The sequence below is a fragment of the Paenibacillus sp. B46(2026) genome (assembly GCF_056786355.1).
In genome coordinates this window covers 1,710,441-1,736,930 of sequence record NZ_CM165907.1, presented here as the reverse complement: position 1 = coordinate 1,736,930, position 26,490 = coordinate 1,710,441, and the positions used below count along the sequence as shown (strand labels likewise).

Annotated in this window: 28 protein-coding genes and 1 pseudogene; 1 reads left to right on the top strand and 28 read right to left on the bottom strand. The window is 43.3% G+C overall.

Features of this window, described 5'->3' with window-relative positions; translation table 11 throughout:
• Window positions 1-2 precede the first annotated feature (2 nt).
• From AC1S8V_RS07825 to AC1S8V_RS07815, 3 genes are all read right to left on the bottom strand, one after another.
• Entirely contained in the window at window positions 3-779 is a 777-nt protein-coding gene (locus tag AC1S8V_RS07825) for an IucA/IucC family C-terminal-domain containing protein (protein ID WP_482073135.1), read from the bottom strand.
• 1 nt (window position 780) lies between these two features.
• Complete coding sequence (locus AC1S8V_RS07820) at window positions 781-1,821, bottom strand: ABC transporter substrate-binding protein (protein ID WP_482073134.1); 1,041 nt, start codon at window positions 1,819-1,821, stop codon at window positions 781-783.
• Window positions 1,822-1,957: 136 nt separating this feature from the next.
• Window positions 1,958-2,251 (bottom strand): hypothetical protein, encoded by a 294-nt coding sequence (locus AC1S8V_RS07815; RefSeq protein ID WP_482073133.1) that lies wholly within the window; start codon window positions 2,249-2,251, stop codon window positions 1,958-1,960.
• A gap of 159 nt (window positions 2,252-2,410) precedes the next feature.
• On the opposite strand from AC1S8V_RS07815, the gene AC1S8V_RS07810 reads away from it, so the two are divergent.
• Entirely contained in the window at window positions 2,411-2,782 is a 372-nt protein-coding gene (locus AC1S8V_RS07810; protein WP_482073132.1) for a hypothetical protein, read from the top strand.
• Window positions 2,783-2,824: 42 nt separating this feature from the next.
• Here the strand turns inward: AC1S8V_RS07810 and AC1S8V_RS07805 are convergent, their stop codons facing one another.
• The 25 genes and pseudogenes from AC1S8V_RS07805 to AC1S8V_RS07685 all read right to left on the bottom strand — a co-directional run bounded on the left by AC1S8V_RS07805 (window position 2,825) and on the right by AC1S8V_RS07685 (window position 26,479).
• Window positions 2,825-3,409, bottom strand: coding sequence for a chloramphenicol phosphotransferase CPT family protein (locus AC1S8V_RS07805; protein WP_482073131.1), 585 nt, complete (start codon window positions 3,407-3,409; stop codon window positions 2,825-2,827).
• A gap of 46 nt (window positions 3,410-3,455) precedes the next feature.
• The gene (locus tag AC1S8V_RS07800; RefSeq protein ID WP_482073130.1) at window positions 3,456-3,806 is read right to left on the bottom strand and encodes a hypothetical protein; all 351 of its coding nucleotides are present in this window, start codon (window positions 3,804-3,806) and stop codon (window positions 3,456-3,458) included.
• 88 nt (window positions 3,807-3,894) lie between these two features.
• Window positions 3,895-4,461, bottom strand: a complete 567-nt coding sequence (locus AC1S8V_RS07795; protein WP_482073129.1) for a histidine phosphatase family protein — start codon at window positions 4,459-4,461, stop codon at window positions 3,895-3,897.
• Between the two features lie 312 nt (window positions 4,462-4,773).
• Complete coding sequence (locus tag AC1S8V_RS07790; protein ID WP_482073128.1) at window positions 4,774-5,283, bottom strand: DUF6933 domain-containing protein; 510 nt, start codon at window positions 5,281-5,283, stop codon at window positions 4,774-4,776.
• Window positions 5,284-5,319: 36 nt separating this feature from the next.
• Complete coding sequence (locus tag AC1S8V_RS07785) at window positions 5,320-5,847, bottom strand: IS1096 element passenger TnpR family protein (protein WP_482073127.1); 528 nt, start codon at window positions 5,845-5,847, stop codon at window positions 5,320-5,322.
• A 69-nt stretch (window positions 5,848-5,916) separates the two neighbouring features.
• On the bottom strand, window positions 5,917-6,384 hold the full coding sequence (locus AC1S8V_RS07780; protein WP_482073126.1) for a UPF0158 family protein: 468 nt from the start codon (window positions 6,382-6,384) through the stop codon (window positions 5,917-5,919).
• A gap of 35 nt (window positions 6,385-6,419) precedes the next feature.
• Entirely contained in the window at window positions 6,420-6,764 is a 345-nt protein-coding gene (locus AC1S8V_RS07775) for a hypothetical protein (RefSeq protein ID WP_482073125.1), read from the bottom strand.
• Between the two features lies 1 nt (window position 6,765).
• Window positions 6,766-7,095: a DUF3024 domain-containing protein gene (locus tag AC1S8V_RS07770; RefSeq protein ID WP_482073124.1), complete on the bottom strand. Its 330-nt coding sequence runs from the start codon at window positions 7,093-7,095 to the stop codon at window positions 6,766-6,768.
• A 778-nt stretch (window positions 7,096-7,873) separates the two neighbouring features.
• A complete protein-coding gene (locus AC1S8V_RS07765) occupies window positions 7,874-8,431 on the bottom strand; it encodes a DUF6933 domain-containing protein (protein ID WP_482073123.1) in 558 nt (185 codons plus the stop codon).
• Window positions 8,432-8,570: 139 nt separating this feature from the next.
• Window positions 8,571-8,774: a helix-turn-helix domain-containing protein gene (locus AC1S8V_RS07760; RefSeq protein ID WP_482073122.1), complete on the bottom strand. Its 204-nt coding sequence runs from the start codon at window positions 8,772-8,774 to the stop codon at window positions 8,571-8,573.
• Between the two features lie 442 nt (window positions 8,775-9,216).
• On the bottom strand, window positions 9,217-10,053 hold the full coding sequence (locus AC1S8V_RS07755) for a hypothetical protein (protein ID WP_482074430.1): 837 nt from the start codon (window positions 10,051-10,053) through the stop codon (window positions 9,217-9,219).
• 44 nt (window positions 10,054-10,097) lie between these two features.
• Window positions 10,098-10,598 carry an RNA-dependent RNA polymerase family protein gene (locus AC1S8V_RS07750; RefSeq protein ID WP_482073121.1) on the bottom strand — a complete coding sequence of 167 codons (501 nt, stop codon included), beginning with the start codon at window positions 10,596-10,598 and terminating at the stop codon, window positions 10,098-10,100.
• Between the two features lie 408 nt (window positions 10,599-11,006).
• Entirely contained in the window at window positions 11,007-11,423 is a 417-nt protein-coding gene (locus AC1S8V_RS07745; RefSeq protein ID WP_482073120.1) for a GNAT family N-acetyltransferase, read from the bottom strand.
• A 276-nt stretch (window positions 11,424-11,699) separates the two neighbouring features.
• Window positions 11,700-12,278, bottom strand: a complete 579-nt coding sequence (locus AC1S8V_RS07740) for a DUF6155 family protein (protein ID WP_482073119.1) — start codon at window positions 12,276-12,278, stop codon at window positions 11,700-11,702.
• A gap of 135 nt (window positions 12,279-12,413) precedes the next feature.
• The gene (locus AC1S8V_RS07735; RefSeq protein WP_482073118.1) at window positions 12,414-13,163 is read right to left on the bottom strand and encodes a metallophosphoesterase family protein; all 750 of its coding nucleotides are present in this window, start codon (window positions 13,161-13,163) and stop codon (window positions 12,414-12,416) included.
• Between the two features lie 664 nt (window positions 13,164-13,827).
• A complete protein-coding gene (locus tag AC1S8V_RS07730) occupies window positions 13,828-14,274 on the bottom strand; it encodes a hypothetical protein (RefSeq protein ID WP_482073117.1) in 447 nt (148 codons plus the stop codon).
• 172 nt (window positions 14,275-14,446) lie between these two features.
• On the bottom strand, window positions 14,447-14,905 hold the full coding sequence (locus tag AC1S8V_RS07725; protein ID WP_482073116.1) for a hypothetical protein: 459 nt from the start codon (window positions 14,903-14,905) through the stop codon (window positions 14,447-14,449).
• Between the two features lie 232 nt (window positions 14,906-15,137).
• The gene (locus AC1S8V_RS07720; RefSeq protein ID WP_482073115.1) at window positions 15,138-15,743 is read right to left on the bottom strand and encodes a dienelactone hydrolase family protein; all 606 of its coding nucleotides are present in this window, start codon (window positions 15,741-15,743) and stop codon (window positions 15,138-15,140) included.
• A 285-nt stretch (window positions 15,744-16,028) separates the two neighbouring features.
• Window positions 16,029-16,448, bottom strand: coding sequence for a tyrosine-type recombinase/integrase (locus AC1S8V_RS07715; RefSeq protein WP_482073114.1), 420 nt, complete (start codon window positions 16,446-16,448; stop codon window positions 16,029-16,031).
• 511 nt (window positions 16,449-16,959) lie between these two features.
• A complete protein-coding gene (locus tag AC1S8V_RS07710; RefSeq protein WP_482073113.1) occupies window positions 16,960-19,002 on the bottom strand; it encodes a B12-binding domain-containing radical SAM protein in 2,043 nt (680 codons plus the stop codon).
• Between the two features lie 840 nt (window positions 19,003-19,842).
• Entirely contained in the window at window positions 19,843-21,723 is a 1,881-nt protein-coding gene (recQ, locus tag AC1S8V_RS07705; protein ID WP_347388119.1) for a DNA helicase RecQ, read from the bottom strand.
• Between the two features lie 276 nt (window positions 21,724-21,999).
• Window positions 22,000-22,607, bottom strand: a pseudogene (locus tag AC1S8V_RS07700) (Rpn family recombination-promoting nuclease/putative transposase); the annotation flags it as partial.
• A gap of 490 nt (window positions 22,608-23,097) precedes the next feature.
• Window positions 23,098-24,207, bottom strand: a complete 1,110-nt coding sequence (locus tag AC1S8V_RS07695; RefSeq protein ID WP_482073112.1) for a glycosyltransferase family 2 protein — start codon at window positions 24,205-24,207, stop codon at window positions 23,098-23,100.
• Between the two features lie 132 nt (window positions 24,208-24,339).
• Window positions 24,340-25,086, bottom strand: coding sequence for a class I SAM-dependent methyltransferase (locus AC1S8V_RS07690; RefSeq protein ID WP_482073111.1), 747 nt, complete (start codon window positions 25,084-25,086; stop codon window positions 24,340-24,342).
• Window positions 25,073-26,479 carry a nucleotide sugar dehydrogenase gene (locus AC1S8V_RS07685; RefSeq protein ID WP_482073110.1) on the bottom strand — a complete coding sequence of 469 codons (1,407 nt, stop codon included), beginning with the start codon at window positions 26,477-26,479 and terminating at the stop codon, window positions 25,073-25,075. Before AC1S8V_RS07685 ends, AC1S8V_RS07690 begins: the two co-directional genes overlap by 14 nt.
• Window positions 26,480-26,490: the final 11 nt, after the last annotated feature.

Sequence of the window (26,490 nt, the reverse complement as noted above, 5' to 3'; positions counted from 1 at the left end):
TGTCATTTTAGTTGAGATTCTTTCTCATTGTCAATTTTCGGACATTTGAGACAATATTCGCCTGACATCTGGTAATAGAAACAGCAGGTAATTCGCTCGCTTTTGGCAACATACACATTGTCCTTACAATCGGTGAAGCGGGTTAACGGATTCTTTCTCACACCGAACACTTGCCCGGACGCTACTTGCGTCAGATATGAAAAGTCCTCTCGAATGATCTTACTTTCCTGCTCAGTCTCGGCTTCATCAGGAGCGAATAGTCGGCCGATACGTACCATGATGTTCTCCCAGAGAATACTCATCGACAGTGGCGCAATCGCAGCAAGCGTCTTTAACAGGGGTGTAAGCTGTACTGCAAACATCTCCTCGACCACCTTTTCCCGCCACGCTGCCCTGTCTCCCGTTATTTCTTCAGCCTGAAGTCCATTCACCGCTAGAAAAGGAAATCGTGTGCCGCCCTCATGATCTGAGAGCGCCGGATGATAGAGAAAGCTGTTCTCCAGCTGAAAAGAAACATGCTGATGATGAAAAGTCATCGCGGTCACCAGCGGAGCCGTCCACAGATAACCAATCCGTTTGGCTAACATCGAAGCGGCAACCTTCATGTCAGGCGCATCGATATACTCCTGAAACCAACCGATATACTCCCGGCATGCCGCTTCGTCATGCAGCTCACTTAGAGCAATGGTACGGACACTATGTTCAGGCGGCTCACCAAGCAAAATCGAATGATCCTCCACTGTCTCTTTCCATAAGTCTGTCGAGAGATACGGGTTCATATTAATTCGATCCGAGCAGGGCTTCCGATGCCTGATCTACAATCAGATTAATAGCAAGAGGTCCGTAGTATGCAATCCAAAGTGTTGAGTTTACGTCATACGTGCGGTTATTTTTCACAGCATCAAGGGACTTCCATACTGGATTACTCACCATAGCCTCTGCCTCTGCCGCAAACAGCTCATCCGATAGCACAAAATAACGATCTGCCCCAATGTCAGGAACCTTCTCCATTGAGATTTCAACAGAGGTATCATCCTTGATCTCTTTAACGAGTTCAGGCATGTTTAAGCCCAAATCCTGATACAGAATGCCGCCTGTGCGATGCTCGATCCCATGAACACGAATGCCTTCTTTACGCGGACGAATCAGCGCTACCGTTTCATCACCCATCTTCTCCGCCAGCTTGGTCTTCATTCCAGCAACTTTTTCCTCATAGGCTGTGCGCACTTTCTCCGCCTCGTCCTGCTTGTCTGTAATCATAGCAACTGTGGCTAACGTATCACGCCAGTCTTCGTAAAAATCAAGTACCAGGGTAGGTGCAATTTTGCTTACACTCTCATACTGCTTCTCCTGGAAGTCCGTCATGATAATCAGATCCGGGTCCAACGCTACAATCGCTTCCAGATTAGGCTCGTCCCGTGTACCCAGAACCTGTACATTACTCGGCTGATCGCCTAAGTATTCTGGAAAATCGGTATTGCCTCCAGCGATAACACTGCCAGCCGGCTTCTCGCCAACCGCTAACATTTGATCCAGAAATTTGACATCAAGCACAGCGATTTTCTGTGGTTTTTCGTTTAGCGTCAGCTCACCTTTCATGTGCTTGATCGTAACAGGAAAAGCTCCAGTAGTCTGAGTGTCTTCATTCGTAGGTGTCTCCGCTGGCGTTGCCGCAGATTGCTTACCGCTATCTGTACCTGTTGCGGCACCGCAAGCCGTCAGGACTAGAATAAGGGCCAACATCAAGCCCATAAGTAATCGTGATTTGTGGGCAGCATATGCCTTGCTTCCGGCAGCCTGCCCCTTTGTTCCTTGATTCATGATGAATCCCCCTTATGTATAATACTGATAATGATTTTCATTATCGAAACATAAAGAGAGTATATACGATCTCCGCATCGCGTTACCATGTACTTTTGCGACATTTGAGCCGGACTAATGCGACATGGCGAGCGACTTATCCGCCCTTTAATTTTTCAGAAATATATGCTTGCAGTCGGTAAATGTCTGAAAGAAGCTCTTCTTCCTCCGGTGTATTTCCATATTCCCCTAGCCAGCGCGGTGTGCGGATATGCCACTCGTTAAACATGTATTGCTGTTCATCCCGGTACGCTATAATGTGCTCCAAGAAATACTCTAAAGAGCCGAAGGATTGTTTACCAGTATCGTTGATGATGGATTGTGTTTTTTCAATGATTGCCTGTAACATGTGTTGAATATAATCTTCTGGATTCTTAGCGTTAATTTCCATCGGTGAACTCCCCCTATCTCTACAAAAAAATGAATTAGTATATTATTTAAATGAGCCTAATATTTCTAAACGTAGAATTCTGTTCTGATTAAATACAATAAATCGATGCCCAATGAGTATTGAGACATCGATTCATATCATCTAATTATGAGGTGAATCATGAGTATGCGACCAAACATGAAGTTTAGCATTATTATTAGCGCAGTTATTATTGTCGTTGTTCCTATTATCATTGGATTTTATATGTTGAACAAGGTTGTCGATCCTGACGAGACAATGGTTACGAGAACTGAAGTTTCTCCTGAGCTTATTACTATAAAAGGTGGATTTGCAGACAGTATTAGCAGATATCACGGCTACTACCTCTCACATCATAACAATTCACTTTTCATTCAGATTAAAGGCAGTAAACTTCCTATCGGTGGTAGTAAAGACTTCACAATTTCATTCTCTAATACTTATGGGAGTGTTGATAAAATCTACTTATTAGGTCCTGGCAACGCTAAGAAAAAGATTTGGCCGAATCCCTAACTTTCATTTGAATGGATATCATATGATCTGACGCAATCAGTTTCAGTCTCTTCTGCTTAATTTCTTAAATGCCGAGTATTCCTGATCAGACTTCATATAACTTAATATCTTTTCCGCGCATGCAGCTGAGCTAAGCTCTTCCGTATTCACTTCCAGATCATATTCATCATAGGAGTAGATGTAGTCGAACTGGGAATGAGCAAGTCCAATCTCGCGATCTCCCCTGCTCAGCTCTCTTCTGGTAAGTTCCTCTTTCGAGCACTGCACGCCTACAAACAATATCGGATAATCCGATAGTAACTCATAAAAATCATTAAACCACTTGTCATTGCTGATGACTGTATCCACGATGACATTCAAACCCATTTCCGAAAACAGTTTAATGGTTGCACAGTACATCGAATTGATCGGGTCGAACAGGATATCTGTCATCACATGGTGCTCTACTTCTCTTGTTGGTTTCATATCTGGATATGTATTGTCGATAAATTGATCATAATTATGCAGAAATTGATCTACAGATAGATGATGAAACGGAATATCTCCCTGGTTTTTCATTTCCATCGCAATGCTCGTCTTCCCCGAACTTGACGTTCCGTTCAAAAATATAATGAGTCCTCGTTCCATATTGATCACCCTTATCATTAAAATTGGAAAACACTGTTCTGCCGAATTACCACTCTCTCCATTCTTCCGTAATATCTTCATCCTCCTGGATGTCCAATCCAACCAGCCTAGCCACCTTGTCTATAAAATCAGCCAATTCTTCACGTTCCATCGTCTCAATAAAGTAACCATTGGCCTCATTCATTTCATTAAACCTAACCACAACTTCTTCTACAACCTTAATCATGCGCTCAGAATCTTGCGTTTCTTGTAATGCTATTAATTGGTGCAAATATGTATCCAGGGCTTGATCAGACATGAGTAATCTCTCTTCTGTGAAAAGCTCATCTCCGCCTTCAATCATTCTCTCATTCCATAGTTTCGTTGGTTTTTCATGAAACAAGTTTTGTAACGTCATTGGAGTCACCCCTCTAAAATTCAATGATATCTATATTTTACCTGTAACCAAAATTATGAACAAGCGTTCTCGCTTATTCACTTTCACCCTATTCGCTCCATAGCCTTGTCACATTCTCTAATTCCATCTCGTCAAATTGTAATCGATAAATGTCCGGTTTCTTGGTTTGATTCATAAAATCCAATCCGTAACTCGAATCAAAGTAATTCATCATCAACGTCATTACATGTCCGTGTGTGCCGATCGCCACTTTTTTACCCTTGTATTCTTCTAAAATCTGTTTCAACACGCCCACTGCTCTATTCTGGCAAACCGTGTTCGACTCGCCTCCTGGCAGTGCATAATCAGGATCATCAAACATCTTCTTCGAAGCAGGCTCAAACTCTTCATCCGCAATCATATCATCTGAAAAATGCCTTTCCCGCAGATCCTCCATGATCTGAATATCTAATCCTAACGCTGCTGCCACACCTTCTAAGGTTAGAATCGCCCTGGCATAAGGACTTGAGACAATGGAATGTATTCCTTCATTCGTTAATATTTCCGTTATTCGTTCTGCATTCATCTTGCCCTGCAGGGTAAGCCCCCTCGTTCTTTCCGTTCCTTCCGTATACGGTGACTCCGCATGCCTTACCATATAAACGATGGTCTTCATAGGACCCTCCTTGAATAGCAAAGTGCGCAATCGAAATTCACAACTATCATTACTTCACTCAACCAAGTGCCGGTACCGATCAATGCAGCACACCAACTTATACACAGGTTTGGAATCAGGACATATCTACAACACTCTAAACATACAAATTCCATCCGACAATAAAAGCAGCCAGTATAGCAGTCGAGATGCCAGACATGATGTATATCACCTTTTGCTTTTTGCTGTAATTGCTCTTCCTCAGTCTGTAAATCAGCAAGCCAAGATACGCCACTGCTAGAAGAATGTCTAATCTGAAAGACAGTTGTTTCTCTACCTCTCCATTTCAAACCGTGTTTGAAGCTCTTTAACAAATACCTCAATGGGTTCTTTATAGTCGATGGGTTTATACATGGATCTATTATTCCACATGTGCCGTTCATCTTTATCACGAAAATCATTATCTTCAACTTCAAGCGTCTTCATCACAAGCATGATTTCATTCATGGTACTTATAACACTTCGACTATCCGTTTTGGTGATCGTGCTCTCGTTACATTTTTCTGTATAATAGTTCACAAGGTGGTCAGGAAGCTTCTCAACGGCCAAATAGTCCTCTAAATTCTTTTTAAAGATTCCTGCCAGTTTACTCGCCTGATTTGCTCTAATCCCATTGACTGTTAAGCTTAATCTGGACAAATCATTCATAAACACATAGTGTTTTCTGCCATACAACGTGAAGAAGTTAACATGCCAACTAAAAAAGGTGTCGCTGTCTTTGATGGTTTCCGGTTTGACATTCATATCTTTTAATGTAAGTTGGGTTGCTTTGAAAATAATCATGCACGACTCCCCTTCGCTCTTTAAGCTAATTATGAATTAGTAAACGATCTCTGTAACATCAATGTCTTCTTCTAAAGATTCCATACATGGCTCACATAATTGTTCTAATGATTCCGCTTCAAAATAGTAAACATTGTATACAGCCACTTGTTTTTTACCCTTTGACTTGCATTGTTCACAGTATTTATTTCTTCGCTTATTCTTTTCCAGGACTCTGGGATAAGTAACCCCAGCTTGCTCTGCACCGATATCCATCAGTTCAACAAGACTAATATGACTGTCACCCATATCATATATATATTCCAGCTTGTCTCCCGATTGTAAATTCAAATCTTGGATCTCCTTGTTTGCTCCCCTACCTTGTCCACCTGGTTCAATCTCTCCATAACCCTGTGCTGACCAAGCCTTTTCTCTGTAAAACGCGCTCAAATGATCATCATCGTAACCAAATGACTCCCTAATCATCTGATCAAAGTCACCTAATGTTTGAGTCTCTTGGATCTCTATCTTTCTCCAGATGGATTTTCTATGTTTGTTTGTTATTTTAAACAGATAAACTGCCATGGCAGATACACCTCTCTGTATATAAAAATTTAAAATATTCTATTGGCTAAAACATGTTCACACATTTCACTATTCTTCATACGTTATTCCTTTCGTTTCACACCACTCGATTGCGATCTCTCTGTAACACTGACCTTGATAGCGATACCATGCTTCCAACAGTCCCAGATCTGCCGCTTTATCTTTGAATCTCCTAAAAGCCCCTTTACCCCGAATAGCATCGTCTAATATCGCGGATTGCTTGTCATCGATTAATGTAGCAATAAATCTCTCCATCATGCCGTATGCATTGTAATCCATTTTAGTTGGAAGGGCTGCATAATCGTCCTCATGTTCGATGAATTCGATTGCAATTTCCATATCCACTTGCCGCCAATCCTGTAATTCACTTATTTCTTGCTCGTCCATTTCCTCTGCGTCTCTTAGATCATCTTCCGATATGGAAACCACTTCACCCGTTTTCAGATTGACATACGCACCGGTCCCTTCAAACTGCATTTCAATATGGTCAATGATCTCTTGTAAATTCACTTTCATTTTACTCACCCCTTCACAAGATTCATCTATTTGAACTAAAAAGGTAATTCGATGTCTTCATCATCCTCAAGAAGCTCTCCCATATACTCCCAATGAAAGGGAATTATATTTTGCTCATCTAATGCTTTCTTCTGTTTTATTATTTCCTTTCTTCTAATTTTGTTTTGCAAATCTGCTCTCAGTTGCTTTTTGTAGTTGTCATCTATGCTTATTCCGATCATTTCCAACTCTCTTACGGCACCCAATAGATCAATGGCAAAATGTTTACTGTACCCTCTGACAATGTTTTTTCCGTTATACGTACGTAACCATGATTTTGCCGCACGAAGTCTGCCTTCACGGTTAAGCCTTTTATGTCTTGGTGTATTATTTTTCTTCAAATTAACCCCAGAACATTCCGTTATGACCTTCGTCCACGATCTTGAGCTGTGTTTCAAAATCTTCGTTCGGTTCGATATCATCGCCGAAATGCCACTTGCTCTTACTGTCCTGCCAATACACTTTCCATGCCTTTTCATCCAATCTGAACTGTGCTACCGACATCTGTACCCATTGTTCACTTTGAAAGGCTTGTCTTTCTTCAATCAACGTCACATGATTCCCTCTGATCTTATAGCTGATTTTAATCTGACTTTTTACATGATCGGGTACAGCATTTTCGGTGTAATGGTCCATAATCTTTTGTATCCGCTTCTTCGTAAAATCATCCATGTTTTCTAACTCCCCCTGCCTGGATCCGTTTTACTTTGATTATATCATGTTGTTTTCTCCGATTTAAATGATGCTCTATTTTTGAAAAGTAAACGGGACGCGGCTTATACAATCGCAAGCCGCGTCAGGATGAGATGCTGCGCCCAATGGGGCAACACCTCATGGCCGCCGATTGAATATTATGTTATACGATGAATCAATCTTCTTCGAAACTCCCTACATGGTCTTATCATTCTCAACTCTTCTCTTTAAATTCAATCTACTGTTCGACTAGAGAATGGACAACCTAAAGACATTTTTGCTCTTTTAGAAAAAATTCATCATAACTTTACAGACAAAGATTCTGAGGTTGCAACTTTAAACAAACCCATATTTCGGTTGGAATCTGAATTCGAAAAATTTAATAGACAATGACAACTTATAGTCATTCAATTTGAGTGACTTTATTTTTTTGTGTTTTTGATCTTTCCTATAACGTTCCTGTATTCACGACCCAGCGCATGCTGTGTGTCCGACAAATGTCGGACACCAGGGGGGATGCACATGGCGTGAAAACATTGTTATAAGATGTTATCCCCCTCCGAGAATCAACTGATAAATGTTTTAATTTCTACCTCGGAACTAAATACTTCTAAACCATACGATGCAAATTCCATCTTTGCAAAGTATTCTGCATATCTGCCTAACCCGAAATCCTTCACGCAGACCAAGGCTCCGAAGGAGCCGCAGCTTGAATATTATGTTATCTGATTCCGTTGCTTCTTTGCTCTTACTTTCATTATCCTCTGTATTTTTCTTCCACTTCCTTCTTGAACACCTCAATGGGATACTCGTATTTTATAGCTTTATAAATGAATCGGTTATTCCATTGATTTCTTTCTATTCCTTCAACAAATTCTCGCTCTATGATTTTCATCGTATAGATAATTTCATTTAATGTTCCTATCACACTTCGATTATCAGTAGTTGTGATAATCATACCTTCATTTTCTTCGATATACCTGCTGATTACTTTTTCTTCGATTTCCTCACTCATTAAATAATTTCTTAGTTCATTAACGAATAACTCTTCTACATTTTTTAATTGTGCCTTTTTAACTCCTACGATCGTTAAACTTAATCTTGATAAGTCATTCATGAATACGATTGTTTTTCTTCTATTCAAAGTGAACATATTGGCATGCCATGTATTTAACGGAACAGATATATCTACTTTTTGTACTTTACAATCCATTTCTTTTAGCAGTTTTTGTGTAGCTCTTATAACGTACATTATTTTTCTCCTTGTTGTTGATTTACAGGTTTCAATGGTTTCAAATAACGTTCCCGTATTCATGAACCTCGAAGGGGTTGTCTGCTGAAATTCGTCCCCGAAATCCATCCGCAGACCAAGGCTCCGAAGGAGCCGCTGCTTGAATATTTATGTTATACGACGGAAGCTCATCATCGAGTAACCAGCAGTTGTTCTTATCCCATCATTGATCTTCTATATGCTCCAATAGATCTCCAGGCTGGCATCCCAATGCCGTACATAATTTATCAATTACTTCTAACGATACATACTCATTCGTATTGAGCTTTGCCATCGTTGCCGATGAAATCCCCGTCATTTTCAATAAATCTTGCTTCTTAATCTCCTTGTCAATCAATAATTTTTGAAATGGTTTATAACTTATCATCTGGTATCCCTTCATATCCGAATTGAATTTTTCTTTTATTATATGAAAGTATATTTCCTTAATCAAAAATATCTTTGCTATGTCTTGACTTAAAAATTCATTATAATAAAATAATATTCAATAAATTAAATTTTCATTCGTAAAATAAAACATAACGGACGGTGATCATTTATGCATAATTCTTTAGAAGTCTTACTTGATTCGTTGATTCGTAATCGAATTGAAGCTTTATATAGCGACCTTCTCAAGAACAACGCCATCTATAATCAATTCTCATCTGATCGGAATCTTTACTTCAAACACGTTTCTATATTCATAACGTCAACACAGTTGGATGTATCCGCCAATGCCCGAACAAGGACGTATGTCCACAGCGTGAGTATTATGTTATACGACGGAATTTCCACATGATTTAATTCATATTATTTAGTGTATTTACCATTTAATTAAAGGGGCTAAGATAAAAACGCACATTATTACTTAATGCCTCCGTTAAAAGTCTACTTTGATTTAGCATTTGCTTTAATCCTGTAATCCATTGATTTCTGTTGATTTCGTATATGAGAATCCACTTATCTCCGTAGATAGTTTCATTATTCAGTTTAGATTTTAAGTGACTTTTACTAATTTTAATTTCATTCTCTCTATTCAAACCTTTCTTGCGAACATAGTTTAAAGCCATAATTGTAGATAATGGTTCAGCATGATCAATAATATTAACAAGATTCTCCACTTCAATCTCCATATTAAGAGAGCCCATTACACAAAGTAGCCATATGGTTTCAAGTTCATGTTTATAATTAAGGCAACTTGCTAATATGTTGTTTATATTCTGTTGTATGGATCTATCAAAAGTGAAGCTATTATTAAGTATTACATTATGTACATATTCCGCCATATTGGGGAATGATAAAATTATATTAACTAGGTGCGAGAAGACAAGTTTCTTCTCTTTATTCGGAATAGTGTGACTACTTAAAATTTTCAAACCGTATTTCAGAACACCTTTGTTATTATGGTGAAGTTCTATCATTCTCTCTATATATTTTAAGTATCCGTCTTTAGAAAAATCATGTTCTTTTAAAATTTTGGTAAAGTCTTGGTTTAACTGATATGGATATTTACTTATTTGTGTCTTTTCAGTATTAATGTGCAGTTTATAATCATAAAGTGTATTTTGAAGTAGAGGGATAAATTCATTGATCTCACTTTCAGTTCTAAAATAGAAGTTGTAATCATCCACATAGCGCTTAAAGTGGTGCCCTTTCCCACTTAAAATCTCATCAATAGAGGTTAAAATAATTTCCGAAACAATTCGAGAACTTAAGGACCTGTTGGAGTACCTTTAGTTTCATTATTGTTTATAGATCTAACCAACTTGTCAAACTCATCATAACTTGCGTATGTCGGATTTCTTTGTGATGGACTTTTTTTAAGTTCATTTTTTGAATTTTCCTTACCATATAAAGCCCATGTTAGACTATGCGTATAGATGTTCTCGTAGCATTTACTAAGATCAATTTTTAAAAGATACTTGTAGCCAGCAGAATAAATAGTGCGGTCATGATAATTCTTCATAAATCTGGAAAAGACCTTGTATCCTCTGATTTGATTAGGTGCAATGATATTAGAATACGAATGTTGATTTTGGCGAAGCTTATATTCTATAACTCTTCTATGTTTTTCAATAGCTTCGCACAGCATAAGATACAAATCTATATGAGGGAGAGCTATAATTCTTCTTTCAAGATCACTCTTGTAACTTGAAATAAATAAACAAGGAGTAGACTCAATCTTTTTAGATTTTAAACTTGTTGAGCTCAAATTTATGATTGATGGATTATTTTTAAGAAAATCTGCTATTTCAATACTTGTGAATACTTGAGATGGTAGATTATCTTAAAAAAATCCACACTTAATCAAATTATACATTGTTAATTTCATCATAAATCTCCATTCATTTTTAATAGATCTCATTTTGTTATAATTCTGTCGTATAACGTTGTTGTGTTCCCGACGCGTCACTGACTTAAGCCTCGTAGGGGCGGCCGCGACGCGGTTAGTCAGTGCAGGTGTGTCTGCTGAATCACTTCCTCGAAATTCCTCCTGCAGACCAAGGGGCGTATGCTCCGCAGTGGGAACACATTGTTATGTGATGGTCAGGTCTCTTTGAAATTACATACAAAAATGCCCTTCTATATGTTGTTAGGATTTATTATTTCTAATTTCTTGTTATGTATTGCTTGAATATAGTAAAATCCCATCTCTTTTAGTCCATTCTGTTCTTGTCCAAAATTCATTACCTATTTCATTATCTGCTATCACCATGATATGACACTTACCAATTCCTTCTAATCTAAGTTTCTCTAAACTACTTAGCACTAATTTCTTTCCCAGAGATTCACCTCGAAATTCTGGATCAACTGCAACATGGTAAATATATCCTCTTCTACCGTCATGTCCACACAATATTGTCCCTATTACTTGCTCCTTATTTACACATACAAAACTCATACCAGTGTTTCTGTTTAAATAGTAATTTATTGATTCTTTAGAGTCAGCTTCACTTAATGCCATGCCCTCTGTGCGTTGCCATAATTCTATTGACATCTCATAATCGTTAATCGTCATTTCTCTTATTTCATACATCTTGTAATCCCCCAAATATAATATTTTTTAAGATTATCCAGGCTTACCTGACTTTCTTATAACGTTCTCGTATTCATGACGTCCCACCACCCTAAAGGAGTGAAGCGACTGGCCGCGACGCGGTCGGGTGGTGCGGATGTGTCCGGCTGAATTCGCTTCCTGCTACTGCCAATTGCATCCCCGAATCCTAATCTAACTTCAGCAGGACCGAGGCAGCTTGCCTGAAAAGCGTGAATATGTTGTTAGACGAAGAGTCCTAGAAATACTCACACATCATTAATCTTCTTCAAATTCCGTTAATATTTCTCCAAATAAATAAGATAGCTCATCATGAAATCCCCAGCCTATTCCTTGAGTATTCTTTACGATTGCTCCAAGCCTTTTATTGAATTGATTATATAATCCTGCTTTCCCCTGGATTTTGTTAATTACATTTCCATACATTGATATCATGCTATCGTAGAATTGATCATCAATATCTCCATATGTATTTGTAAAATCTACTCCCATTTCTACATAATAAATCATCAAATCAATAGTTCTAAGTTCGTCATTGCTTAAGTTCTTAAATTCTGTGATTGCTTTCTTGGCAACTGACAATCTAATTTTCCCAAAACCACGTTCAGGGAAAAACTCATGTAATATTTGATTCTTAGACTTCTGATATAGCTCTTCAATTGCTTCCTCTGGATTCAGGAGCACATGAATGTAGTTCTTCACATCTCGACTTTGTTTATAGCAATCCATAAGAATTGATATTAAAGATTCCTTATCGTAGGTTTTTAACGCTTTCTTTATTTCGGGAATCGACAATTTCTTAGATTCAGTCATAGTTGCACCTTTTTCTTTAGTCATTTTCGCTTCGTCCTTTCGTCTAACGTTCTTGTATTCATGACGTCCGACGTAGTCGGATGTGTCTGCTGAAACGCTTCCTTGAAATCCATCCAGCAGACCTAGGTTCTGTAAGGAACCGCAGCTTTGAATATTATGTTATGAGATGTTATTTCCATCTTTGAAATCTCTCTCAAGTTGGTTCCCATGAAAAGCTTTTATCATAAACTCTCTGTCTGGAACATTTAACTGCTCAAAGGACTCCAAAAATGCTTTATTGTCATATGTGGTTCCTATAAGTTGAATACTGATTGTTCTTTTTTGCAGTTCTACTACCGCGTATCTTGCAATCGCATGATCATTACAACCTAAAGCTCCAGGATTCAAATAAACTCTTTGATCTGTCTTGAAGTAATGGATTGGATGATGATGACCAAAACAAACGAGATTGTAAGGTGAGCCTTTATACTTTGCGTCTAATTCTAATCCTGAAGGGTTCTCATCTATTACTTCTCTTTCTTCTTTATTCATATGATAATGGGTTATTAATATTTTTTGCCCTCCTACTTCAACATCTAATGTTTGAGGGAGATTTTCTATAAACTTGATATTTTCTTTTTTAAGATACCTACCTATCCACTTATGATGTTCAGCGATCATTTCATGACCCGGCAAGGTATCCTTCCCTTGCAGTAGTTTTAAAACCGCTTCTTCATGATTACCTGAAACCGCCGTTACATCCTCTCGATTCATTATCTCTTCAAGCACTTCGTTGGAGTTAGGGCCAATGCCAATCATATCACCCAGACAATATGTATGTTCGATATCTCCACGGAAATCAATATCAGAGAATACCGCACTCAATGCCGGATAATTACCATGAATATCAGTTAGAATTGCAATCTTCATCTAGGCTTCTCCTTTAATGATTATTATTTATCTTGATTTTGCTTGCAATAATTTCTCATAACGTTCCTGTATTCACGACCCGGCGAATGCCGGACCAAGGACGTATGTCCGCAGCGTGAACATTATGTTATAGGATGGATCGTTCTTCTTCGAAATTCTTTACACGCCCTGATCATTCTCAAGGATTTAAATCTTTATCCAATTCCTTTTATCTCGTTTTTCAATTTTCTTTTATTTTTCAATCTGTGTATCCATGTTATAATCATCTTCATGAAAGGTGGGATTGTTTGTGGAACAGACTCTTAAACAGATCCTTCAAGAACTTCAAGCCCTTAGACAAGATGTTCAACAGTTAAATCAGAATCAAGTCCTCTTGGATCAGAATCAAAAACAAATGTCTATTCACATTCATAGTATCTATCAATCTACTGTTCGATTTTGAGTTTTCAATCGATCCTATAACGTTCCTCGCATTCACGAACCTCCGCAAGAGGTTGTCGCAGCAACCACTTCCCCGAACCCACGTCTGCGACCGAGGGCGCCAGCCCTATGCGAGAATGCGGTGTTATACGACGGTACTTTGAGTTACTTACACCTATTCTTTCATTATCTTTTGCTTTTTCGTTAAACACTTCATTTCCTTGTCTATCCACATAACCATAAGCTACCCATTTCGTTTGCTTTGAAGAACTTCCATAATATTATCAATACTGTGATCATCCCAAATGATCACAGTACATGTCTCATGGTTTAATTTCTCTAATGCCCCCAATCGATGATTTCCGTCTCTTATACTAAAGATCCCATTTCGATTTTCTGCAATTAAGGGCGGCATATCCCAACCTAGCTTTAATCGCTCTCCGATTTGTGTTATTTTAAAATTCCACCATTCTTGGTCTTCCATATATTCCATTTCTGATTCAGGCCCTACTACTCTGGTTACATCTGAAATATTCATTTCAATAGGTCCTACCCAATATCTTTTTTGTTTTTGTAAGCCCTCAGATAAGGCAACATTGTTCCCTTCATCTTGTAAAAATAAATGTATCCATGTTTCCACATCATCTTTTGAGGCGTATTCCATTGCTTTTTGTAATGTGAATAATGACATTACTTACACCCTTTGCTTCGTACTGTCGTATAACGTTCCTGTATTCATGAATCCCAACAGGGTTGTCTGCTGAAATTCCTCTCCGAAATCCATCCCGCAGACAAGGCTCTAAAGGAGCCGCAGCTTGAATATATTGTTAGGCGATCTCGCTTCTCCTGATCTACTTCCACAATCACTCTTTATCCCAAGGCCACTTGTACGATCCAATTCCTCTTGAATTTATCAACGCTTCTCTATATTCATCAAGATTGAAATGAAATTCTTCAATATTATCAAAATACTCAATAGAATTGTGTATATTATCTTGTGACCCAAATTTAGACCATTTCACAATATCGTTTGTTATTTCAATTTCTATCGTTACTGCACCACAACCCAAGTCTGCACATGCCGGACATATGTAGATTGAATTACGATTATTAGGAAAATCAGAATGGTCCTGTAGTAATAATCTTCTTATTTGTTGTCCCTGAAATTCTTTATTTCCCCAACCTAAACATGAAACAAAATCATATTCATGTGCTATTAATTCGTGTAATGAGGTGTCATTGATAATAATATCGCCGTAGATAATTAGGCCGGGATAACCCTCCCTAAGTTTTTCTTGTATTTTAATAGTTGATATCTTCATTGAATAACTCCCTTAAATATATGTTCCGAGCGATTTCGCCTAACGTTCTTGTATTCACGAACCTTCACTGCCTTATGTGACCGAAGGGAACGGCCGCGACATGGTTAGGCAGTGCAGTGCAAGGTTGTCCGGCTGAATGTGCTTCACTGATACTGAGTCCACTTCTTCGAAACCGCTTCTTCCTGCATCGGTCCGGACCAAGGAGCGATAGCGACGTAGCGTGAATACAGTGTTATCTGGTGCCTGTCCCTTCTTCGATTCGCTTAAGAAAATCTATGCACTTCTCTATACATCTTTTAGATTCTTCTAAATTATAATTCTTGTAAAAAGGATTCATAAATCCATGTAATGCGTTTATTATCTCTATCTTTGTATGTTTCTTGTTCTTCAATTTTTGTTCTAATTCGATCACATTAAATGATTTTTCATTACTTGAAAAAAATAATAACGTTGAGCATTTGGGTACGACTTCTGTATAATTTCTAATTCTTGATCCGTAAAATCCAATTATTCCATCTATCTCATATTCACTGCTCATCCAAGCAACTGTTGCTCCAATACTAAAACCAAATATATAAATCAGATCATACTTCTTTCTATTTGTTTTAATCAATCGTATAACTTCTTGTAATGATTTATTAAAACCAATTTCATTCATAAAAAAATGATACGCTTGATCCTCTTCTTCATATAAAAAAGATTCTTTGTTCAATAAATCTGGAATAAGCACATCATATCCTTCATTAGTCAAAACATCCTTGTAATAATTTATATGATCGTTGACTCCATATATTTCATGAAGAATGATCACTAATGATCTTTTAGAATTCTTATCCATTCTATTCACATCTTTCAAGGTTTTTTGCACAGGTTTCAGATAACGTCTAATTTATGTACTTCGTAAATACCACATTTTCAACGTAATATGTGAACTACGTATATGATAACCTATGCGGTGATATTTGCGAAGAAAAATTTGGTGGAAAAGGGAGAACTATTTAGAGGCTCAATCTCCCATGTCCATACGATCCAGCGGGCTCTGAATCCGCTGAATATTTTTCGTGCTAACATGCGTATATCACTGCGTTGTTTTTGCACTCGTGTGGCCAAGTAGCTCCTAAATTTAGCGCAGATCTGTTCCGTTTTCCAGTAAATGAGTAGCAAATGAGTGCCTCAAGGCATGAATACTAAACTTTTTTACAATGCCTGCTCTTTGTCTCGCTTCTTCAAAAACCTTTTGCACGCTACGCTCAGTAAGATGACGATCCGAAGATTGCCCTGGAAACAGCCAACGATTGGGTCTATACTCAGCAATGTATTTCTGCACAATTTCCCAAGCAAGAGTAGAAAGAAGAGTTCTCCGATCCTTATGGCCTTTTCCCTGTCTTACGATAAGTGTCTGACGCTCGATATCCAAATCGCTATAGCGTAGACGAACGACTTCGCCTACACGAAGCCCAGCCGAATAGGTAAGATACAGAATCGTTTTATGTTTGAGATTAGTTACGCATTTAAGCAATTGAGCAACTTCTTTTTCAGACATGACATTGGGCAGCTTCGTCTGATTTACACTGGAATGGGAAGCTCCTCGCTCAAGCAAACTCAAACAATATGCATGGACACTGGATGCGCTGAATATGCACAGTATTATAAGGAATTTGAACATATAATGAATCAGCCGAACCTTTGGTTGAAATGATGGTAGCTTCTGTTTTATCCTTCATAAAACTCTTCTTTGACTCAATTGGACATGTAAATTCTATTGAATTTGGAAAACAAAAAAAAGAAGACCATTCTCATCCCATAGGGGAATCTAATGACCTTCCGATGCTTTCGGAACTATGCTGTTGTAAAAGGTAAAGCTTGACGCGGCTTATGAAATGGCAAGCCGTGTAAGGGTATGATGCTGCGCCCATCGGGCAGCACCTCATGGAGGGGCACCGCGCGGAATAATCGCGGTGCTCAGCATTGTAGCACCACGACGCTAAAGCCGTGGCGCTCCTTCCCGCTGCATGCCGCCAACCGACCATGCAGCTAACCCAAAGCCGCTGCACCTACATGGCAGCGGCTTCTTCTCCCAGAGGCAGCGTGTAATACTGCGCCTGCTGCCCTTCATGCTGCTGGTATACAACGACCAGCAGCGTCCGGCCTTTCGCGGCAAGCGGGCTGGCGCCAGCAAGCACCCGCTCAAGCCGGAATGGAAGCACATCCAATACGGTGTGCTTCTGCAATTCCTTTTCGCCGAGACCAAGGTCGGCGAAAGCACGGGCTCCCATGACCGTCTGTGCGGTCATGGCCGAGGTCATCGGCAACGCACGCGAAGCGTTGCCGTCTTCCCCGTCCGCCGCTCCATCCGCGGCGGACCCTGTTGCGTCGCCCGAAGTGAGCGACGCTGCAACCCCGGCTTCGCTGCCGATTACACCCGCCGCATCTGCGGCAGCGTCTTCCTCGGCAGCAGCCGAACTTCCCACAGCGGCACTCGCACCCGTGCCGCTGCTTTCCAGCCATGCCGAGCCTGCGGCACCGGCAACGCGTGGCAGACGAACGTCTTCCGGACGTTCAGCCAACGTTTTCATATAACCCGCCCACTGGTCTTTCTGAAGCGGATCTTCCCACCAGATTTTGCGTGGTTTGTACTTGTGACCGAGGAAATAATCCAGCTTCATCAAGCCGAGCACAATATCCATATGCGGCGTATTCCGCGACTCCAGGAAGCTGTGCAGACGGGTAAACAGATCCTCCAGTTGGTGACCGATCTTCTGCCAACCCTGACCCTCCCAGTAATCCCCAAACGCCTGGAAGAAGTCAAACGGCGAGTTGAACTCCTGCTCCATCAGATACTTTAGCGTATGGTCCATCCGGTGTGCGTTCCAGTATTTCTCCAGCACATCCTCCAGCCGCTTCAGGCGAACGATGTCACTGAACGGCAGCACGTCACTCCCCAGAATCTCATACGGCGCGTGATCCATGTATGTGTAGTTGTACTTCTCCGCATCCAGACGGAGACCTGTACCACGCAGCATTTTGAGGAATCCGAGCTGAAGCTCTTCCGGCCCCAGTGCAAACACATCGTTAAACGTCTTGCGGAACGTATTGTAATCTTCCTCCGGCAGTCCGGCGATGAGATCCAGATGCTGGTCGATTTTGCCACTGGCTTTCACCTTGTTCACGGTACGACTCAGCTTGGTAAAGTTCTGACGGCGTTTCACCAGTTCATTCGTCGGATCATTCGTGGACTGTACCCCAATCTCGAACCGGAATGTGCCCGGCGGCGCATTCTCTGCCAGATAGTCGAGTACCTCAGGTCGCATAATATCCGCCGTAATTTCAAACTGGAACACCGTCCCCTGATGATTCTCGATCAGGAATTTGAACATTTCGAGCGCATAATCCCGCTTGATGTTGAACGTCCGGTCCACAAACTTGATCAGCTTCGCGCCCTTCTCAATCAGGTACAGAATGTCTGACTTCGTCCGCTCAATATCGTAATACCGCACGCCGACCTCAATACTGGACAAACAGAACTGACAACTGAACGGACAGCCCCGGCTGGTCTCAAAATAAACAACACGCTTCCCGAGATCGGGAATATCCTCTTCAAATCGATGCGGTGACGGCAGATCGTTCAGATCCGCCTTCGGCCGTCCTGGCATGAGAATGACCTCTTCCCCTTTGCGATACGCCAGTCCATACACAAAGTGGAACTTTTTACTCCCCTCCAGCTCCGTCAAAAGCTGATGCAGCGTCTCTTCCCCTTCACCCATCACGATGAAATCCACATTGGGAATCCGGTTCATCCAATATTCCGTATCGTAGGACACTTCCGGTCCGCCCAGCAGAATTTTCACGTTCGGCATAACCTTTTTCAGATTATCAATGACCTTGATCGTCTCTTCAATGTTCCAGATGTAACACGAGAACCCAATCACGTCCGCGCCGCGCTGATACAGATCCGACACAATGTTCATCACCGGGTCCTTAATCGTATACTCCGCCAGGTCAATATCAAAATCCTTCTCACTGTACGCCTTTAGACAACGCAAGGCCAAGGAGGTATGGATGTACTTTGCATTTAATGTAGAAAGAATAACCTTCATGGTTCACAACCTTTGCCTGGACACCCAGACCATATTTTTTTGGTAAAAGTAAAGCTGCACAGCCATCCTACCTCGGACGCTGTTCATCTAAACCTCTTTTGAACTAGCCATTCCATGTCTCATGGACATATCCAACTTTTGTCTTTCAAAGAGTGGACACTCTTTTCAAAAAGACATATACACCCCGTCAAACGAAAACCACAACATACAGTATAAAACACATACAATCAAACTACATGTTGTACAATCTACTGTCGGCCAATTCTAACGCCCATGTCCACCTTTTGAAAGACAATCCACTGTCTTTTGTCCACACCACAGAGACACCATAATCAACTTCAAACTCAACTTCAACTTGTAAAAGACCTCATTCGCATTCCATCCACAATTCGATATCCAAATCTTACTGCCTTGAGCCTTTAGGTTTTAGGTTTTAGGTTTTAGCCTCGAACTCTGTGCCGGACACTCCCCCGGATCATGGACAAACCATCGAACCTTACTAGAGTGTGTTTACAAACCCAGGCAAGAGATACGTTAAAGGAATATCAGCGAGTTTCAGATTCCTTAGATTGCTGCGGGCGCTTCAAATCCCTGAATAAGAGGTCACAGGTTCGTTAGCGCTCCCGCTCCATGTTCTGCCCCTGACACGCAGTTATGCTCCGGCTTTCCGCAGGTTTGAAGATATCCTCTGGATACATATATAGCATCTTTTCAAACAATTAAACTTCACGGTAATGAACTTCAAAGACCTGAAAGCGCGAATGTAACAACAATTCACACTCTATCCCAACCAGCCACACTCGCTCATAATTGATCATACTCACTCATACCTGCTTATACCTACTCATACTCGTAAAACGCATCATCATCCGTATCCACTTCTTCGCCCGATTGCTTCTGGAAAAACTCCAGGAACGGCAGTCCGTACTTGCGGTACTTGACCTCACCGACCCCTTTGATATCCAGCATGTCACGTTCTGTCTGTGGACACACCACACTCATCTCGCGCAAAGTCGCATCATTGAAGATAATGTACGATGGCACATGCTCTTTCGCCGCCAAATCACGCCGGATTAGACGAAGCTGTTCGAATACAGTCTCGTTGACTGCAGATGGCATCGCATCACGACCACGACGTCCACCATAATTCGTACCCGAAGCCGTCGCCGCTGTTTTGCGGACGACACGCTGCATCACTTCACGCTGGCCTTTAAGTACTTCCACCGCCAAGGGCTGCAAACGAACAACCGGATACTGTCCCTCGGACAACATCAGATACCCTTCCGATACCATCACGTTGATGATCTCCGATATCTCGCGCTCTGTCCGATTACCCATCACGCCGTAGGTTGGCAGAGAGTTGAAGCCGTAATCGAGCACCTTTTTGGCACGGGAGCCTTTGAGCACCGAAGCGACCAGCGATACACCATACCGTTCACGCATGCGGTGAATGCAGCTGAATATTTTCTGTGCATCAATCGTCATGTCTACCAGCTCGCGGTCATCCGTACAGGAACTGCAAATACCACAAGGCGTATCGTCATGCACCTCACCGAAATAATCCAACTGCGCACTGCGCAGACAACGCGTCGTGTAACAGTAATCCACCATCTGTTGCAGCTTCCGGTAATCGTTCTGTTTGCGGTCGCCCTCCATCGGATTCTGCTCAATCAGGAACTTCTGGGTGATAATGTCCTGTGCCCCGAATAGCAAAATACACTGGCTTGGCTCTCCGTCCCGGCCCGCACGTCCCGCTTCCTGTACATATGCCTCCATGTTCTTCGGCATGCTGTTATGAATTACGTAACGCACGTTCGATTTATCGATCCCCATCCCAAACGCATTGGTCGCCACCATCACTCGGATATCATCGTACAAAAAAGCTTCCTGGCTCTGGGACCGTTCATCGTCCGTCATTCCGGCATGGTAGCGTCCAGCGGGCAATCCCGCCTGCAACAAACGCTGATGCAGATCGTCCACGTCCTTACGGGTCGCGGCGTATACAATCCCTGGCTCGCTGGCATGCTCGCGCGCATAATTCAGGACAAAATCCTTCTTGCTCTCGCCGCGCAGCACGCTAAACGCCAGATTATCCCGCCCAAGTCCGGTCACATATGTCTGCGGGTCCTGCAAACGCAGCAGCCGCAGAATATCGCCCATGACCTCGGGCGTCGCTGTAGCCGTAAAGGCCGCAACCACCGGCCGCTCCGGCAAACTGTCCACAAACGGCGCTACCGCCAGGTAGCTTGTCCGAAAATCATGCCCCCACTGTGATACACAGTGGGCCTCATCCACAGCAACGCAAGAGATCGGCAAATAGCCCATCTCCTCGCGGAACCAATCCAGCTCCAGTCGCTCAGGCGCGACATAGAGCAACTTCAGCTCACCGCGCTGCGCCGCGCGGATGCGATCATTCACTTCTTTGCCGCTCAGTGTACTATTAATATACGCGGCAGCAATTCCGGCGGTCGTCAACGCATCGACCTGGTCCTTCATCAATGAGATCAACGGGGAGACAACAAGTGTCAGACCCGAATATAACAGAGCGGGGATCTGATAACAGATCGACTTACCGCCCCCGGTTGGCATAATACCCAACGTATCTTCACGTTCGAGCAGGCTGGCTACGATCTTTTTCTGTCCCTCACGGAAGTCGGGGTAGCCATAATATTTTTGCAGGAGACCCTGCGCTTCTTCAATAGTAGGTGTTTGCACACTCATGTAAAGACTCCTTACTTATCACCGGTGTTTTTCCACCAGCTTGGTCCGATCCGATTCTGACATCCGAAAGCGGCTCATATGCCGCATCCTTGACAACAAAATGGCGTTCTCATGACTTGTCCGTCAAGCAAACGCCGCTCCCTTTAGTTTAACGGCCCAGACCCGAATGAGCAACCGCGTTTTACTGTAAAACGATCTTTGGCTTCTTCATCAAAATAATAACAACCGTCCTGCCCTAGTTGGACAAAACGATTGCATTAAATTTTAACAAAACCACTAAGCCATCCAGCGACTGTTTCGTACTGATTGTGCTTCTAATCTTTCAGCGCAGTCAACTTCAGACTCAGTTAGACCACTTGTTTTGGCAATAACTGAAACTTCGATCCCAAATGAGAGCATGTTTTTTACAATTTCAATCGTCTTTCTTTTTTCACCTTCCACTAAGCCTTTTCTATTCCCTTTTCCGTAGCCCATTCAATCATCAAGGCTTCATCATGCAAATACTTTTGCCGCTCTTCATACAGGCGACGCGCTTCCTGATCCTGACTGAGAAACTCCAGCGTATCCATCGCTTTCTTCAACGTAGGTTCATTCATTTACAGCACCTCCTAATTGGATTTGTCAGCACCTTTCAGGAACAAGAGCCAGTTAATCAGTCCGCCTTCCATCGGAACGGATTGATCGTCCAGTTTGGACAGCTCCATGAAATGCACTTCAAGATCATCACTCAGTTCAAATCCGGTGTGGTCTTCCCTCAGATGAAACACATTATGATAACGCTCGTTAGCGATAAACGAGTAATTCAAAATATTAATGGTAACGCACGTTTTCGCCCATATATCAAAGATGGACTGTTTATCCAGTGGAGCATCTTTATCCGTATGTATTTCCTGCTTCGCCCCTACTTTTCGACGTTTGATCGCTCCCAACAAGGCGAACTCACCTATTCCATCCCATCACCAAATGGAGAGTATGTCGCTGAGATCCATGGTGTGCCTTATGGCGGTGCAGCAGGTGGAGTAACGCTATGGGTGGATGTGAAGCCAAATATGGCCGAACCCAACCCTTCAATGGTAAAAACCATATACCGAGCGGAACACCACGGAGCCAACCACTTCGAATGGGAAAATGAAAAACGCTCCGGATCGAGAACCGGAGCGATACCAGCGATGACAGCATAACGCTGAACATCGATGAAGAAATCTATGATGGCTGGGGCTTCGCTTGCAAAAGCCTGCGCATGAAAGAGCAGTACGTTCGCTGCCTGTCACCCGAGAAGTAGCGGCCTTAGATCTCAACCAGCCGGCTGATCTCTTGTAACATGATTAAATCCCCTGTTGACAATTGGGTCTGGGCTGAAAAACGGATCATTAGTTATGTCGACTTGTTTCCGCCATCACTCTCTTCACGGCTTCCGGTTTCTTTACCCAGAACAGCCTCAATCTTCTGCCGGTTGCCCAGCAAACCAGGATCATGCGGCAGATAGTCCAGCGCTTTCCCATTATACAAGAGCGCTTGCTCCCAATTGCCCATGTGGGCATAGCACAGTGACAGCTGGGAATGGGGCAGCCAGGTACGGCAGACCGCAGGAATCGGGCGCAGCCCTGGATCGCGACTGCTCACGTCCAATGCCTGCATATACCAGTAGATGGCGGAGATCCACTCCTGCCGTTTCTGGAAACAGGCAGCAATGGCGCAGCAGAAGTCGGCGTGTGGCAAGTCATACTGGAACGACTGCAGCAAAGCACCGAGCTTACGGCCCGGCTCGCCAAGCCGTTCATAACATTCTGCCAGCCGCGCGCAGGCCATGAGCCGATCCTCGCGGTATCCGCTCTGCTGATCCAGCAGCTTCGCGTACCCGCGTGCCGCCGCCGCATACTGCTTGCGGTCATAACATTCGCCTGCATAATAGAACAACAGGCGACCATGGGCTACGCCCTCTTCGGCGATCCATTTGCGCAGGATGCGCACGTTTCGCGCCGAATGATGTCCCGCTTCGCGGCGGTGCGTGACGGCAATGTCTGCCGTAATGACCCCGCTCGGCGGGAAGCTAAGCTGCTCGTGCAGCCGGCCATGCCAGTGGCACCCGGCATCCCGCTTGACCAGGCGCAAGCGTCGGTCAGCCACCAGCGGACTTCCCTCCGGCCCCTCGGCCAGCGTGTAGTTCATGATCACAGCCGCCGTCTCCCCCCCGGACGGCAACTGCTGCTTCAACACCTCAAGCTTCGCCCGTTCCGCGGGCAGCAGCACATCATCCGCATCCAGCCACAGGATATATTCCTGCGTGGCCTGATCGAATGAGTAGTTCCTTGCCGCAGCAAAATCATCCGTCCACTCATACGTGTAGACCCGGTCGGTATACTGCGCAGCGATATCCAACGTACGGTCGGATGAACCGGTATCCACTATGACGATCTCGTCAGCGATTCCGGCGATCGAGTCGAGACAGCGCGCAAGTGTGCGTTGTTCGTTCTTCACAATCATACAAAGACTGATAGTGATCACGTTTTAGCCCCTTCCTGTCATACGCGTATTACCTACCTATTTCCCTGATTATTTTCTAACTTACTCCCTCGCTTACTTTCTTGCCTGCTTGCCTTTCCAGCTTCCAATCCACTATCCTTCTCCAGACTCCTGGCGACGCAGACGTTTAACCTGCTCTACCGTATTGTCCAGCACCTTTTTGCGCTGATTCATCAGGCGAAGGTGATTCTGTTCAACAGCGGCAAAATGGGTATAGTCCAGCTTCATCCACTCCATCAGTTGACTTGTTGTTGGCAAGACATGCAGCTTCTTTTCCCGCCGCTTGCGTGCCACGCAACATAGATATTTATGATGAACTTCCAGCTTCAAGACTTCAAAATATGGCATCAGGCATATCGCCAGATTGCCGGCGTAGAACGTCTGTTTATGATCATGGAACGGATGATACCCATAAGGGACCGTTAGCACCAGTGTTCCTTTTTCATACAATAGGCGATGAATCTGCATCAGTAACGTCTCGGGATGGGCAAAATGCTCCAGCACTTCCCCGAGCAGCACGGTGTCAAAAGCAGCCCTTACTTTCCATTGCGTAATGTCCAGCAAGCGAAAATCAACATTGTTCCTGACAGGCCTGGACTCTTTGGCAAGTTCTCCTTGGGCATACCGGATACTCTCTTCTTCCAGATCAATGCCTGTGACACGAAACCCTTCACGAGCCAGCAGAATCGAGGTGATTCCCTGACTGCATCCTATATCCAGAACCCTCTGGCCTGTCGTTTCCTGGCACATCCAGTGGATTCGGGTCCGGGTCGCTTCGTGGGATTCTTCCGAATTGATCATCCCATAATAACGTTCACTCACACGATCATGATTCACCATGGCTGGCTACCTCCCCCTGCGAATGTTGGGCATTGTCAACTTCCTTCATCTTGCACTGCATCACATCTGGCCGGATCGGCTGTCCAAGCACTACAATGTTTCCACCCTGACATCCTGCGGTTGCATGGCGTGTGTCGAAGATGAGGCTGGCGTGATCCGCCATCTCCTGATAATTGAAGGCCGTGTGGTCTGTGGTAATGACCACCAGATCGGCCCATGCCCACAGACCGGGGGATGCTGGCTGGGCCTGAACAACGGTGCCGTCGTCCTTGCGGAAGACGGGCACCATCGGATCGGTGAAGACAACATCGGCACCGGCCGCACTCAGCAGCCTGAATACGTCCAGCGCAGGAGATTCGCGCAGGTCATCGATATCTTTTTTGTAAGCCATACCAGCCAGCACAATTCGAGCACCCTTGACGGGTGTACCATTCTGATTCAGCAACTCCGCTGCACGCGCTACGACTCTCTCCGGCATCTGCCGATTGGTTGTGTCTGCAAGCGTAATGAACTGCAGCTCCGATCCCTGACGGCCTGCGGCCCAGGACAGATAGATCGGATCGATGGGAATACAGTGTCCGCCGATGCCCGGACCGGGATAGAAGGGCATATATCCGAACGGCTTGGTCGCTGCTGCATCCAGCACCTCCCAAATGCTCACTCCCATCTGTTCACATGCTGGCGTCAGCTCGTTCACAAGCGCAATGTTCACGCTGCGAAACGTGTTCTCAAACAATTTGGCCGTTTCAGCCACGGTGGTTGAACTCACCGGGACGATCTCGTTCAGGAACGAGCCATAGAACTGTTTTCCATAAGACAGGCAGGAAGACGTGGAGCCGCCTATAATCTTCGGCGTATTTTTCACTCCATAATGGACACTGCCCGGATCTACCCGCTCAGGAGAATAACAGACATGGAACTCTTTCCCTGCTGTCCATCCTTTTGCGCCTTCGATCGGCTGTTTCACACGCTCCTCGGTCGTACCGGGATACGTCGTACTCTCCAGTATGACAAGACAACCCTCCTTCAGATGAGGAGTCATGCCATCCACGGCAGAAGCGATAAAGGAAATATCCGGTTGATGCTCTGTTGTCAGTGGAGTGGGTACACAGATGACAATGACATCCGCCTGCGCCACTGCAGCATAATCGGTACTTGCCGTGAACAATCCGGCTTCCGTCAGCGATTGCACCACTTCATCTTCAATGCCGATGACATACGAATATCCCGCACGCAGCCTCGCCACCTTGAATGCATCGATGTCGATCCCGTGCACACGATAACCGGCCTGCGCCATCTCCACCGCCATGGGCAGTCCCACATAGCCGAGACCAATCACGACGGCTTGCAGGGAGCGCTTGTTTATCTTTTGAAGCTGGGTATTTTCTTTCATTTCTTCCACCT

Bases quoted from the DNA above. Each gene is read 5' to 3' on its own strand.
- AC1S8V_RS07745 (WP_482073120.1), bottom strand. From the start codon at position 11,423: ATGTATGAAATAAGAGAAATGACGATTAACGATTATGAGATGTCAATA.
- AC1S8V_RS07800 (WP_482073130.1), bottom strand. From the start codon at position 3,806: ATGACGTTACAAAACTTGTTTCATGAAAAACCAACGAAACTATGGAAT.
- recQ (WP_347388119.1), bottom strand. From the start codon at position 21,723: ATGAGTGTGCAAACACCTACTATTGAAGAAGCGCAGGGTCTCCTGCAA.
- AC1S8V_RS07685 (WP_482073110.1), bottom strand. From the start codon at position 26,479: ATGAAAGAAAATACCCAGCTTCAAAAGATAAACAAGCGCTCCCTGCAA.
- AC1S8V_RS07735 (WP_482073118.1), bottom strand. From the start codon at position 13,163: ATGAAGATTGCAATTCTAACTGATATTCATGGTAATTATCCGGCATTG.
- AC1S8V_RS07825 (WP_482073135.1), bottom strand. From the start codon at position 779: ATGAACCCGTATCTCTCGACAGACTTATGGAAAGAGACAGTGGAGGAT.
- AC1S8V_RS07780 (WP_482073126.1), bottom strand. From the start codon at position 6,384: ATGAAAGTGAATTTACAAGAGATCATTGACCATATTGAAATGCAGTTT.
- AC1S8V_RS07690 (WP_482073111.1), bottom strand. From the start codon at position 25,086: ATGGTGAATCATGATCGTGTGAGTGAACGTTATTATGGGATGATCAAT.
- AC1S8V_RS07785 (WP_482073127.1), bottom strand. From the start codon at position 5,847: ATGGCAGTTTATCTGTTTAAAATAACAAACAAACATAGAAAATCCATC.
- AC1S8V_RS07770 (WP_482073124.1), bottom strand. From the start codon at position 7,095: ATGGATGATTTTACGAAGAAGCGGATACAAAAGATTATGGACCATTAC.
- AC1S8V_RS07710 (WP_482073113.1), bottom strand. From the start codon at position 19,002: ATGAAGGTTATTCTTTCTACATTAAATGCAAAGTACATCCATACCTCC.
- AC1S8V_RS07730 (WP_482073117.1), bottom strand. From the start codon at position 14,274: ATGTCATTATTCACATTACAAAAAGCAATGGAATACGCCTCAAAAGAT.
- AC1S8V_RS07790 (WP_482073128.1), bottom strand. From the start codon at position 5,283: ATGATTATTTTCAAAGCAACCCAACTTACATTAAAAGATATGAATGTC.
- AC1S8V_RS07695 (WP_482073112.1), bottom strand. From the start codon at position 24,207: ATGATTGTGAAGAACGAACAACGCACACTTGCGCGCTGTCTCGACTCG.
- AC1S8V_RS07740 (WP_482073119.1), bottom strand. From the start codon at position 12,278: ATGACTAAAGAAAAAGGTGCAACTATGACTGAATCTAAGAAATTGTCG.
- AC1S8V_RS07820 (WP_482073134.1), bottom strand. From the start codon at position 1,821: ATGAATCAAGGAACAAAGGGGCAGGCTGCCGGAAGCAAGGCATATGCT.
- AC1S8V_RS07765 (WP_482073123.1), bottom strand. From the start codon at position 8,431: ATGAATACGGGAACGTTATTTGAAACCATTGAAACCTGTAAATCAACA.
- AC1S8V_RS07815 (WP_482073133.1), bottom strand. From the start codon at position 2,251: ATGGAAATTAACGCTAAGAATCCAGAAGATTATATTCAACACATGTTA.
- AC1S8V_RS07725 (WP_482073116.1), bottom strand. From the start codon at position 14,905: ATGAAGATATCAACTATTAAAATACAAGAAAAACTTAGGGAGGGTTAT.
- AC1S8V_RS07720 (WP_482073115.1), bottom strand. From the start codon at position 15,743: ATGGATAAGAATTCTAAAAGATCATTAGTGATCATTCTTCATGAAATA.
- AC1S8V_RS07715 (WP_482073114.1), bottom strand. From the start codon at position 16,448: ATGTCTGAAAAAGAAGTTGCTCAATTGCTTAAATGCGTAACTAATCTC.
- AC1S8V_RS07810 (WP_482073132.1), top strand. From the start codon at position 2,411: ATGAGTATGCGACCAAACATGAAGTTTAGCATTATTATTAGCGCAGTT.
- AC1S8V_RS07760 (WP_482073122.1), bottom strand. From the start codon at position 8,774: ATGATAAGTTATAAACCATTTCAAAAATTATTGATTGACAAGGAGATT.
- AC1S8V_RS07795 (WP_482073129.1), bottom strand. From the start codon at position 4,461: ATGAAGACCATCGTTTATATGGTAAGGCATGCGGAGTCACCGTATACG.
- AC1S8V_RS07805 (WP_482073131.1), bottom strand. From the start codon at position 3,409: ATGGAACGAGGACTCATTATATTTTTGAACGGAACGTCAAGTTCGGGG.